Source organism: Spirulina sp. 06S082 (assembly GCF_034932145.1).
Taxonomy (GTDB): Bacteria; Cyanobacteriota; Cyanobacteriia; order Cyanobacteriales; family Spirulinaceae; genus CCY15215.
Window position 1 is genome coordinate 1 of sequence record NZ_JAYGHV010000307.1, and the last position, 13,130, is coordinate 13,130.

6 protein-coding genes are annotated in these 13,130 nt (G+C 40.8%); 2 read left to right on the forward strand and 4 right to left on the reverse strand.

Annotation, left to right across the window (positions count from 1 at the left end):
* Positions 1 to 159: 159 nt before the first annotated feature.
* Both VB714_RS19485 and VB714_RS19490 read left to right on the forward strand, forming a co-directional pair.
* Complete coding sequence (locus tag VB714_RS19485; RefSeq protein ID WP_323226332.1) at positions 160 to 765, forward strand: RHS repeat domain-containing protein; 606 nt, start codon at positions 160 to 162, stop codon at positions 763 to 765.
* 127 nt (positions 766 to 892) lie between these two features.
* Positions 893 to 2,854, forward strand: a complete 1,962-nt coding sequence (locus VB714_RS19490; RefSeq protein WP_323226333.1) for a bifunctional aldolase/short-chain dehydrogenase — start codon at positions 893 to 895, stop codon at positions 2,852 to 2,854.
* A gap of 14 nt (positions 2,855 to 2,868) precedes the next feature.
* Here the strand turns inward: VB714_RS19490 and VB714_RS19495 are convergent, their stop codons facing one another.
* The 4 genes from VB714_RS19495 to VB714_RS19510 form a co-directional block, all read right to left on the reverse strand.
* Positions 2,869 to 7,086, reverse strand: coding sequence for an amino acid adenylation domain-containing protein (locus tag VB714_RS19495; RefSeq protein WP_323226334.1), 4,218 nt, complete (start codon positions 7,084 to 7,086; stop codon positions 2,869 to 2,871).
* 139 nt (positions 7,087 to 7,225) lie between these two features.
* Positions 7,226 to 8,572: a response regulator gene (locus VB714_RS19500; RefSeq protein WP_323226335.1), complete on the reverse strand. Its 1,347-nt coding sequence runs from the start codon at positions 8,570 to 8,572 to the stop codon at positions 7,226 to 7,228.
* Positions 8,573 to 8,730: 158 nt separating this feature from the next.
* On the reverse strand, positions 8,731 to 11,427 hold the full coding sequence (locus VB714_RS19505) for a hybrid sensor histidine kinase/response regulator (protein ID WP_323226336.1): 2,697 nt from the start codon (positions 11,425 to 11,427) through the stop codon (positions 8,731 to 8,733).
* A 152-nt stretch (positions 11,428 to 11,579) separates the two neighbouring features.
* Positions 11,580 to 12,899 carry a sensor histidine kinase gene (locus VB714_RS19510; protein WP_323226337.1) on the reverse strand — a complete coding sequence of 440 codons (1,320 nt, stop codon included), beginning with the start codon at positions 12,897 to 12,899 and terminating at the stop codon, positions 11,580 to 11,582.
* Between the last annotated feature and the right edge of the window lie 231 nt (positions 12,900 to 13,130).

Genomic DNA, 13,130 nt, shown 5'->3' on the forward strand with positions numbered 1-13,130 from the left:
TCAGCCAAGGGTTTACCGTCGCGATCGGGATAAAGAAGTTCGTCTTCAATGGTGAGGGGAGAAAGTTGTTGTACCATTGCTTTAAAGAAAGAAGGAATCAATACGTTTGACTCCATTATACAGAATGGAAGAGTTTTCAACAGCGAATACGAATACGACTTGAATGGAAACCGCACCTACGAAATCCGCAAAAACATCACCCAACCCGACGGGACAAAAGCCGATGATGTAGCAGGACGTTTAGTTGAGACAGTTTACGGGGATGAAGTGAGTTTAGAAACCTTCCTCGCAGACATGGAATTTCTCGGAGGAGTCCAAACCGCATCAACATTAGATGCAGTAAATTGGACAGAAGTTCTTTATCCCGTCATCACTCCTTTACGAGTGCTGAATGCCGACTTACCCCGAACAAAAACAGAATATAGTGAAGACGGACGAGTACAGGCAGAAATCGATGAGGAAGGAAACAAAACCGAATATAAATACGATGCCTTGGGACGCTTAGAACAAGTTATTTATCCCGATACCACCGATAACAATATCGATGACCGCAGTAGTGTTTCCTACCAATACGACAAAGCAGGACGACGCACCCATGAAATTGATGCCAAAGGGAACGTTACCGAATACAAATACGATAAATTGGGACGGGTAACGAAAGTAATATTTGCAGATGAAACCTTCACCGAAACGAAATACGATAAAGTAGGTCGTCGAGCTCAGTACAGGACAAAACTTGCAAAAAGGCATGGGGAGAGGGTTTGATAGAAATTACGACAAAATCAACAAACCCTCATGGAACAGATTAACCAATTGCGAGAAAATTCGATTATTATATCTCGATAATTGGTATAATAAGCATCTCTTTAGTTTTCTTGCTCATTTGCCCATTATGAAAAGTCTCTGGAATCAAGCTGAAGCTGATCGCTACCCTACCGACCTCGAACAGCGCGTTTATACCTCTCAACTCTTAGGGCGCGATCCCTCCCTTGTCCTCCACGGCGGCGGCAATACTTCAGTGAAAATCCGAGAAAAGAATATTGTGGGCGAAGAAGAAGAGATTCTTTATGTGAAAGGAAGTGGCTGGGATTTAGCGACAATCGAAAAAGAGGGCTTTTCTCCGGTTCGCATGGCGCATCTCCTCAAATTGGCGCAACTGGAGGCTTTGAGCGACCCTGAGATGGTAAATGAGCTAAAAACGCAAATGACCCGTTCTAGCGCTCCTTCTCCCTCTGTGGAGACGATTCTCCACGCGACTTTACCCTATAAATATGTCGATCACACCCATGCCAATGCAGTCGTAACGGTTACGAATACTCCCAGTGGGTTAGCGCGAATTCGGGAAATTTATGGCGATCGCGTCGTGATTATTCCCTATGTTATGCCAGGATTCGATCTCGCTCGTCTCTGTGCGGAAAAATTTGCCGCCGAAGCAGGAGAAAATACTGTCGGCATGGTATTAATGAATCATGGTATCTTCTCCTTTGGGGCAACGGCACGAGAATCTTACGAGTTGATGATTGAATTAGTGAGTTTAGCAGAAGATTATATTGAAAAACAAGGCGCAAAAGTAGCCCCAAATTCCGTCAAAATTGCAGAGAAATCTTTGGCAGTTCCTTTAGCTGAATTGCGTTATCAATTATCTAAAAGTGCAGGATTTCCGGCGATCGTGACGATGCACCGCAATGAAAAAACCCTCGCTTTTGTTCAACGAGAAGATATTGCGGAAATCTCCCAACAAGGTCCCGCAACTCCCGATCATGTGATTCGCACCAAACGCCTTCCCCTTCTCGGACGGGATCTAGAGGCTTATATTAAAGATTATCAAGCATATTTTCGCACCCATGCAACGGAAACAACAACTATGCTCGATCCCGTGCCTCGGGTGATTTTAGATACCGAATTGGGGATGTGTGCGATGGGCAAAAATGCCAAAAGCGCCGCGATCGTTGCTGATATTTATCACCATACCATTGATATTATTCAATCTTCGACGGCATTAGAGCGCTATCAAGCCTTACCTGCAAAGGATATTTTTGCTGTAGAATATTGGGACCTAGAACAGGCAAAATTACGCAAAGGCGGTACACCTCCCCAGTTTACGGGAGAAATTGCCCTCGTTACGGGAGCCGCTTCGGGAATTGGTAAAGCCTGTGTAGAATCCTTACTCAAACGAGGAGCGGCGGTGGTGGGTTTAGATATTAATCCTAACATTGAGGAACTCTATTCTCGTTCTGATTTCTTAGGGATTAAATGCGATGTGACTCGAGAAGATAATATTAATGACGCGATCGAGCAAACTGTCCTTAATTTTGGCGGTTTGGATATGTTAATTCTCAATGCGGGTATTTTTCCTTCGAGTCGCGCGATCGCCGAATTAAATACGGAAGAATGGCGTAAGGTTATGAACATTAATCTCGATGCCAATTTGATTTTATTACGAGAATGTCATCCCTTCTTAAAACTTGCACCAAACGGGGGACGAGTGGTGATTATTGGCTCGAAAAATGTCCCGGCACCTGGTCCCGGTGCGGCGGCTTATTCTGCTTCTAAAGCGGCATTAAATCAACTGATGCGAGTGGCGGCTTTAGAATGGGGTCAAGATCGAATTCGCCTTAATTCTCTCCATCCTAATGCAGTTTTTGATACGGGAATATGGACGCAGGAAGTGCTAGAAAACCGTGCTAAACATTATGGAATTACGGTGAAAGAATATAAAACTAATAATGTCTTAAAAGTTGAGGTTAACAGTCACGCTGTTGCTGAGTTAGCGGCTGAAATGTGCGGGTCTTTGTTTGCTTGTACAACGGCGGCTCAAATTCCTGTGGATGGGGGGAATGAACGGGTTATTTAACACTAATTTGAAAATTAGAGAGAAAGAGAAGGTTTAATTCCTCGAGCAAATCGTCGGTAAAGTCGAGCAATGACTTCATTTTGATGAAGATGAGACATATAAGTTTTAATCAATTCGGAATCTACAGGAGGACAGATTATTCCCGTACCTCGCAAACCAATTTGTGTATTTTGGCAATCAATTCTTTGATTGCTCAATAAGGTTGTTTCCAGATATGTTAATTCACTATTATTTCGCTTGCTAAACAGTTTGGCAAGGGGATTTAAAACGTTATCTCGACTAAGTTCGGGTTGTTGTAATTGGTGCAACCATTCTGGATACGCAATTTCCTTGATATTGTAGCCCATGTCTCGTAATGTTTCCACAAAGTGAGGAAAAGCAAGGGGACGATCGTTGCCAAAATGGAAGACTTTACCAAGGGATTCGGGTTGTCGGGATAAATTAAAGATTGCCTTGCTCACAAAATCGACAGGTACCATACCAATCGATCGCGCTAACATGGGAGCGCTCCCAAGTTGCAGGATTCCCATGATAAATCGGGATAATAAATCATCGTTATTTGCAATTCCAGTTTGGCTGTGTCCAGAGATCATGGGTAGGCGATAAATACTGGCAGGAATGCCGCGATCGCGAGCATTGAGCATTAATTGTTCCGCTACCCATTTACTTTGAGCATAACCATTAGAAAGTTGTTCGGGATAAGCAATGGCTTCTTCTTCGTACAGTACGCTTTGTTGGGTATAATGAGGCGAGAGGAAGACATCCAAGGTAGAAATAAAGTGAACGGGGGTTGTCGTTCCCTGACCCGCAAGACGCAAAATTTCTCGCGTGCCTAAGACATTGGGTTTGCGTAACACTGGGTAGGGATAAATGAGGTTGATAAATGCCCCACAGTGATAGATTAAATCAACCTTGTTTGCTAAATCGCGAAAGTTCTGAGCCTCCATGCCAAACATGGGTTTGGACAGATCGCCAACAACAGGAATTAAACGGGAATCCCACGTTTGTTTCCAGAGAAGATAGCGTTTGAGGTTTTGCTGAAGCCTAGATTTTCCTTCTTCTAACTGCGATGCTCGGATGAGACAATAAATCTTCGCATCTGTTTGTTCTAGGAGTTCTTGCAGTAGGAATGCTCCCACAAAACCCGTGACTCCTGTGAGAAAAATATGTTGGGGTTCTTTCTCGGGATCGACAGAATAAGTCGAGGGATAAATGGTGGAATCGAGGACGGTATCTTGATGAATATCAATAGAAAATTCGGCTTTAGGGCGATCGCCGGACAGCATATCACTGAGTCCGGCAATGGTTGGATACTGCAAAAAAGTTATTAGGGGAATTTCAATCTGAAACACCTCTTCAATCCGAGCGAGTAACTGTACCGTTAATAAGGAATGACCCCCCAGTTCGGCAAAGGTATCATTCGTGCCAATTTCTTTTATTGCGAGGAGTTGCGACCAAATTTCCGCTAGTTTCCGTTCGATCTCGGTTTCGGGGGCGACGAAAGTTTTATCAAGCAGGGGTCGAGTCCTTTGAGGTTCGGGGAGCGCTTGGCGATCGATTTTACCGTTGGGGGTGAGGGGTAGAGAATCTAGTACAACAAAAATTGAGGGAATCATGTAATGGGGCAGTTTGATTTGGAGAAATTCTCGCAATTCAGGAATCAGATTCTGTTTTGTGGCGATTTGAGCGGGATTGCTGATATATTCCTGCAAAGGTTTAATTGCATCGGTCGGTTGTGGCAAGGGCGGAATATCTTTTTTTCGCAGCACGACATCGTAACAACCTCGTTCTTTTGATTTCGACCAATTGAGATCGATTTGATAGTCGAGCAATATGCCCAATTTCCACCAAGTTTCGGGATGAACTTTGATCTTGGGGCGTTCGGATACTAATCGCGATCGCAGTTCGGCGACGGTTTTGGGGCGATCGCGATTGTGTAGGAGTTGGACTGCTTGTAAATCTGGAATGATACGGACATTAGGAATATTCTCAATTTTGACGATATCGAGGCAATTTTGTTTTAACCAATGCAACATACTGGGAACTGACCAATTTTGCTGCTGCCAATCAAAAAAGACTTGAGGTGCGGGGGTTGTGGCAATGGTTGCTCCAATGTGCAAGACAATATCATAACGGAAGCTAATTAACTCGTTTTGTGAAAGTCCACCTTTGAGGGAAGTTTCCACAAAGGATATCTGGGGAAAATGTGTTTTGAGAGCAAGGAAAAAATCTGGGTGAATGACGAGTTCTCCATCAGCTTCGATCCGCTCTTGGATGCGTTGTTGTAGTTGAATTGTCGAGAGAGAAGCTGGCGATCGCGCGAGTTGAACGGAAGTGTGAAAGGCTTCGAGGAGGGGCAAACTGCGGATATCACCGATAAAAATTTTCCCTCCCGGTTTCACTCGGGCGATTGCCTCTTTTAAGACTTGCAATAGATAATCGAGACTGGGGAAATATTGAATGACTGAATTAATGATAATCGTGTCAAAAGCATCAACTTCTAAACGATCGAGTTCGTGAGCTTTTCCCTGTTTGACTCGAACTCCTTCCCACCTTTGCCGATCTCGTTCGATCTGTGCCTCGATCTGTGCGATTGCAGTTTGCGAAATGTCAATTCCGTAATAATCAGAACAGTATGGAGCAACGCGGAACAAAATGAGACCCATACCGCAGCCAATTTCTAAAACTTTTTGGGGCTGGAGTTCGAGAATTTTCGTACTCGTATCTGCCACCCATTCACGCATTTCTTCAGAAGCAATGGGTAAACCCGTATAGCTACTGTTGTAACCGTTGCTATTAAACCAATGATCTTGATGGGAAGGAGTCTTAAATTGGTAAGTATTATTCCAGACACGATCCCAATGGCGAACTTGTTCCGTATCAGAGGTGATTTTATTGCATTGACCAACGATGTAGGCGATTAAATATTGCCTTTTCGATGAATTTTCTTTGGCAATGACAATAGTTTCTTGAATTTTTGGATGTTGAGCGATCGCGTTTTCAATTTCCCCGAGTTCGATGCGAAAACCTCGAATCTTAACTTGGTAATCCTTGCGACCGAGAAATCTGAGATTGCCATTGGGTAAGTAAGAGGCCAAATCTCCGGTTTTATAAAGACGAGACTTGGAATCGTGACTGAAAGGGTTGGCGATAAATTTTTCGGCCGTGAGTTCTGGGCAATTCCAATAACCTCGAGCAACTCCGGCCCCACTAATATAAATTTCCCCCACTTCTCCTAGGGGTACGGGATTGAGGTGGGAGTCTAACAAATAGATTTGCGTGTTTGCAATGGGACGACCGATTGAAGGAATTTCTGTCGAGCCTTTTTCTACAAAGGCTACTGTTGAATAGGTTGTATCTTCCGAAGGCCCGTAAAGATTAAAGACTTCTTGAATGTGGTTTAGCTGATAAATCTTCTGTACTAAAAAATTTTGTAAGGGTTCTCCAGCAAGATTAATCGTGCGAACTGAAGAGGGAATCCCATTCATTCGCAATAACTCTGCTATTGCTGAAGGAACAGTATTAATAAGTGTTACCTCTTGTGCGGTTGGCAAAGTCGGTAATTCAAGAGCATTGCGGGCTACAATTACTTTGCCACCACAACTTAAGGTGACAAATATTTCAAAAATAGATAAATCGAAGCAAAGTGACGTTGAAGCTAGTACGCCTTTTAATTGTTCGGGGGTAAAAAATTCTTTGGCCCATTCAATAAGTGCAAAAACACTGCCATGTTCAATGGCAACGCCTTTTGGTCTGCCTGTAGAGCCTGATGTATAAATTAAATAAGCCAGATTATGGGGGGCTATAGGATTAATGAAATTCTCTCTAGATTGGCAAACTATTTTCGGCCAATCTTCATCTAAATAAATTTTTTGGACTGGATATTGAGGAATAACGTTGGACAAACTTTTCTGACTCAGCAGAATTGACAGTTTAGTATCCTCCAGAATAAAAGCTAAACGTTCTCTTGGGTAATTTGGATCCAGAGGCACGTAAGCTCCACCAGCTTTTAAAATTCCTAACAAAGCGATGACCATTTCTAGCGATCGCTCGACACAAACCCCCACTAACACTTCTGTATTTACACCGAAAGTTTGCAAATACCGAGCAACTTGATTGGAACGTTCATTTAATTCCTGATAGGTTAATATTTGATTGTTAAAGGTAATAGCAATACCATTGGGTCTTTGTTGCGCCTGTATTTCGATGAGTTGGCAAACACATCGAGTCATTGTTTTCATTGTTGATGATAACCCCAAGTAGTATAAATCCATATACTGCGGATCATACCGAGGGGCGGGCAAAAAATCAACTCAACAATTAGATATTATTTTCCTCTGCTGAAAGAGAAATAGGCTCATTCAAATAGGATTAAAAACTGGGGCGATCGAGGAAATTATTGCGATCGCTAAAGTCAGTATATTTCAGGGGAATTTCAATTGTAAATTCTGTTCCTTCTCCCGGTTGAGATGAACAAGACAAAGAGCCATGATGACCTTCTGTAATAATTTTATAACTAATAGATAATCCTAAACCCGTACCTTTCCCAATGGATTTAGTTGTGAAAAAGGGATCGAAGATTTTGTTTCTTGTTTCTTCATTAATGCCAATCCCATTATCTTTGATACTAATCCTAACCAAATTCTCCGGAAGAGTTTGTGTAGAAATTATGATTTTACCTGGATGCGGCCTTTTCTCCGCTTGCTCGTCGAGGGCATCAATCGCATTACTCAACAGATTCATAAAGACTTGATTGAGTTGTCCTGCATAACACTCAATATCTGGCAGATTGCCATAGTTTTTAACAATTTCAATTTCTGGTTGTTTTGGACTTGCTTTCAAACGATGTTGCAAAATCAGCAACGTACTGTCTATTCCTTCATGAATATCTACGGGTTTTTTCTCCATTTCATCTAAGCGAGAAAAATTTCGCAAACTAGAAACAATTTGCTCAATTCGCTTAACTCCTAATTCCATAGATGCCATAATTTTTGGGATATCTTCAATCAAAAAATCAATATCTAATTCCTCTCGCAATTCAATAATTTTTTCGTTTTTATCGGGATAGCAATTGTCGTAAAGATTAAGAAAATTTACAAAACTTTCAATATAATCTGTGAGGTGTCCGATATTACCATGAATAAAATTTACGGGATTATTAATCTCATGAGCAACTCCTGCAACTAATTGACCAAGACTGGACATTTTTTCAGCTTGCACGAGTTGGAGTTGTGCCGATCTTAACTCTTCCAGCGCTCCGGTTAGTTTGGCTGTTCTTTCTTGTACTCTTTGCTCGAGTCTTTCATTACTTTGAGCGAGTTGTAAACTCATTTGTCGCAATTTTAAGTGGACTTGAATGCGAGCGAGTATTTCTTCTTTATGAAAAGGTTTAGTAATATAATCGACGGCTCCCAAGTTGAGTCCTTTGACTTTATCTTCTGTGTCTGTGAGTGCTGTCATAAAAATAACAGGGATTTCTCGCGATATCTCATGGGCTTTTAAGCGACGGCAGGTTTCAAACCCATCAATACCCGGCATCATAATATCAAGCAAAATCAAATCGGGAGGATTAGTTTTCACTTGGTCGATTCCGCTTTCACCATCCATTTCTACTAAGATATCATAACCATTACCATCCAAAGCACCATAGAGAACTTCTAGATTAGTAGGATTGTCATCAATAATGAGAATTGTGCCTTGTTCTAAAGTAGTCTTCATAAACACCTCGAAGATTAAGCGATTGTTATGGGGTTTTGCGACAGAATTTGGGGAAAAGATACACCCTTTAAATCGTTTGCACTCATTGATTAGAGCGCCATATTACTCCCTTGAGTAATCTTTCAAAGATTATACACCCATTAAGTTATGATTCGTGCCTATCTCTCAGAAGTTTGTCCATTTTCTTGCAGAAACTGACGAATTTTTTGGATATTAAAGGTTTTCACTAATTGGTTAAGTTCATCCACAAAGTTCTGGTATTGGCGATCTAGCTGGATAATTTTGTTAAGTTCCGCTTTAATCCCATTCATTTGTCCTTTTTTGGCGTACTCTTGTAATTGTTCTAAAGCCGATGCAGGAGGAATTATCATTTCGCGATCGCCTGCTTCCTCTGTAGTTGATGCAATTTCGGCTTGTTCTTCGTAAATCCAATCCAAATCCAAATATTTTTCTAACATTTGATAGAGAGAATGGGCTTCTACGGGTTTGGTGAGGAAATCATCTCCTCCAACCGTTAAACTTTCTTGACGATCTTCTTCAAAAACACTAGCAGAAGAGACGATAACGAGACTATGTTTGAGTTGTTCATTTTCGTTCTGGCGAATTTGTCTCAGAAACTCCCAACCATCCATCACAGGCATTTTGAGATCGGTGATAATTAAATCTGGTTCGTGAATTTTGGCTTGCTCGAGTCCTTTTTTACCATTATCAGCTTCAACTACGTTAAAACCAATGGGTTCTAATAAATTAACCAAGACCGAACGATTTTCCCAGCGATCGTCAATGATGAGAATTTTCCGTTTTTTTCCAACATATCCGGTTATTTGTCCTTGCTTGGTCAGGGTACTAGAAATTAACCAATCTTCTGCATGAGGACAATCAATAGTAAATTTAAAAATGCTTCCTTTGCCGATTTGACTTTCGACTTGAATTTCTCCCCCCATCATCTCAACAATCTTAGTGCTGATCGATAAACCTAATCCTGTTCCTTCCGCTTTGTGTTTACTTTCTCCGACTTGCTCGAAGGGTTGGAAGATTTTTTCCAGTTGTTCGGGGGTCATTCCCACTCCTGTATCCTTTATCGCAAAAGATAGACGTGAATGGGAAACATCTAAAGGTTCAAAACTCACATCCAGAGTAACGCTACCTCTATCGGTGAATTTCACTGCATTTCCCAAAAGATTAATTAACACTTGTCGCAAACGTTTTTCATCGCTATTAATCCCCATCGGTAAACCTTCTGGAGGATGGAATTCAAATTCAATTCCTTTTTTTTCGGCTCGAATGCGGCACATTTCTACAACACTCTGAAGAAAGGAAGGAAAATGAAAGTTTTTCGGATGTAATTCTAGTTTTCGTGCCTCAATTTTTGAGATATCGAGAATATCATTAATGAGGGTAAGTAAATGATTGCCGCATTGATAAATAATCAAAAGTCCGTGCTGTTCTTTATCGGTTAAATTCGTAGCTCGTTGCAGAATTTGCGTATAGCCTAAAATCCCATTGAGCGGTGTTCTTAGTTCGTGGCTCATGTTCGCTAAAAATTCGCTTTTAGCTACGTTAGCAGAATCGGCTGTTTCTTTGGCTTTTTCTAGTTCCTCAGTCCGCTCTTTCACTCGCAATTCAAGCGTTTCAAAAGATGATTTCAGTTGTTGCGTCATGCGGTTGAAAGATAGTTCGAGTACCTCTAATTCATCAGAATTTTCAATATCTAGAGCTACAAGAGTTGGATCTCCGCGATCGCCGTTATTTTCTGTGAGGTTGAACTGTTCGCTTCGCTGAGTATCAGATTCTGCCAACTTATGACACTCATCTAGGATGGGTTGCAAACGACGGTTGAGATTCCGCACAAATAAAGTAACAACTAATGCAAGGATAATTCCTGCACCTAGAGCAGTACTGAGAGTAATTGTTAACACGGGTTTGATAATAACCCATTGAGGAACTGATGCAAGCATTAGCCAGTTTGTCCCTTCAATTCGTTGATAAGCCCAAAAACTTCCGGAGGTGTGAATGAGTCCAGATTCAGTATCGCCAATTTTTTCCCAAACGGTTTGTAGTTCCGGAAAATCTTTGTAGGTTGCCAATTGTTTTGCTTTTTCCAGATTGGGGGGATAAGCTAACAAATTTCCTTGTTCGGTTAAGATAGCAAAATAACCTCCTCCCGAAGTAACAGGATCGCTAACTTGTTTAATAATCGCTGCAATATTCACATCCAACCCAACAATTCCGAGTAGTTCTTTGCGATCGCTGTAAATCGGGGCAGTAGAAGTCGTCATAGTAAGACCGTACCACTGATAAGGCTCAAGCCAAATTTCTTTGCCAGCATTGATTGGCAATTGACTATACTCTTGTTCAAGACAGTCCAGATTAACTGCCTCGGAACAGACATTAACATAACGAATATTTTCGTAAGGAGGAGCAAGAGGAGAACCAACTTGTTCAGGATGACCTTGATCGAGAGCAAAATAGTACCAATAGGTTTCGCGATCGGGCAAAATCTTATAACGTGCTTGGCCAAAACCTAGGGCTGTTGTGAGAGGAGTACGATATTGAAACAGTTCAAATACTAATTCTTTGTAAGTATCGTAATCTTCGATTCCCGATTCATGAAGAGCTTTAACGGCAGAAACTAAACTCAACATTAACTGTTCTGTTTTGTTAAGTTGTCCCTCAATAGATTTGACTTGCGTACTTAAATTACCTTGAATTTCTTCTTTAGCACGTTTTTCAAGAGCTTGATAGAAAAAGTAGGACATTGCTCCTAGCCCTATTAAAGCTCCAACTAAAACATAGACGAAAAGTTTAGCCCCAATAGACTTGCGGAGAGGATTCTGTAGACCTTTGATTTGCATCGCTTAACTTACTCTTAACTTACTTGAGAGGTCATCCAACTATTTTAAGTAGTTTTCTCTAGAGATAGAGTTAAAAATTGCAAAAACATAAAAAATGTATTAAAACTTCAAGATTTTTTAAGGAAGCGCGATCGCCGTTACCAATAGTGTTTTTATTGCAAGTGAATTAAGCATCGCGATCGCTCAACTCGGAGGGGAATATTAATAATAAATTCTGTGCCTTCTCCCAACTGAGAGAAACAGTGCAAGTTTCCTCCATGTCCTTGAGTAATAATTTGGTGACTAATCGAAAGACCTAAACCCATTCCTTGGCCGATGGGTTTAGTGGTGAAAAAAGGATCGAAAATTCTATTTTTGACCTCTGTACTAATCCCGATACCATTATCTTTAATACGAATCTCGACTATATTTTCGTTAATCATCTGCGTTGCGATCGTAATAATCCCGTGATATTCTTCTTCCATACCTCGCTTTTCTAAGGCATCAATGGCATTATTTAGTAAGTTCATAAAAACTTGATTCATTTGTCTGGCATTACATTCAACTTCAGGAAGATCGCCATAATTTTTAATCACTTCTAGTGTTAAATCTTTGGAGAATAATTGTAAGCGATGATCTAAAAAAATGAGAACATTTTCAAGACCTTCGTTAAGATTGACACATTGAATATCTGAGCGATCTAATTGGGCGAAATTTCGTAAACTTGTCACAATTTGACGAATGCGCTGGACTCCTGATTTCATCGAAGCCATTGTTTTTGGTAAGTCTTCCACCAGAAAATCGAAATCGAGATTCTCTGAAAAATCGGCAACTTTTTCATCGGGGTTGGGATAACATTCTTGATAAATTTGGAGAAGTGTTACAATCTCCGCAATATATTCTTCACAATGAACGAGATTGCCATAAATAAAGGTCGCGGGATTATTGATTTCATGTGCTACTCCTGCCACTAACTGACCGAGACCTAGCATTTTTTCTGACTGAATTAATTGTAATTGAGTATTGCGAAGTTCCTCTAATAAACGAGAAAGTTCTGCTGTTTTTGTTTCCAGATTCCGATTTTTTGATTCTAATTCTCTACTCATCTGGTTCAATCGCATTTGCATTTGAATACGAGCGAGAACTTCTTCTTTTTGAAAGGGTTTTGTGATGTAGTCAACAGCCCCAAGTTGAAATCCTTTAATTTTATCTTCGACTTCAAAGACTGCGGTAATAAAAATAATAGGAATATCTCTCGTTCTCGGATTTTCTTTTAGAATCCGACAGATTTCAAAACCATTAATCTCCGGCATCATAATATCTAATAAAATCAGATCGGGAGGATTTCTAAGAACTTGTTCAATACCCCTATTTCCATCCATTTCTACCAAAATATCATATCCATTTCCATCTAAAGTTCCGTATAAAACTTCAAGGTTCGTTGGATTATCATCAATAATTAAAATTGTTCCGCGTGTTAGACTTGACTCCATCTCTTATTCCCCCGACTAGAATAAATTTTGGACTAATTTTTACCGAAGGATGCGATCGCACTACCTTAATCTAGAATTTTAGCAAATCTATACATCCCTATACATCCGTATTTTCTCTTACCCAATCATTAATTTGTGATACGATGTTAAGGAGTCAGACAATAATTTTTGCAGGGTACGGTAAAAGCTAGACGGCTAGAGACACGATTCTAGACGCAGAAAAAGACACAA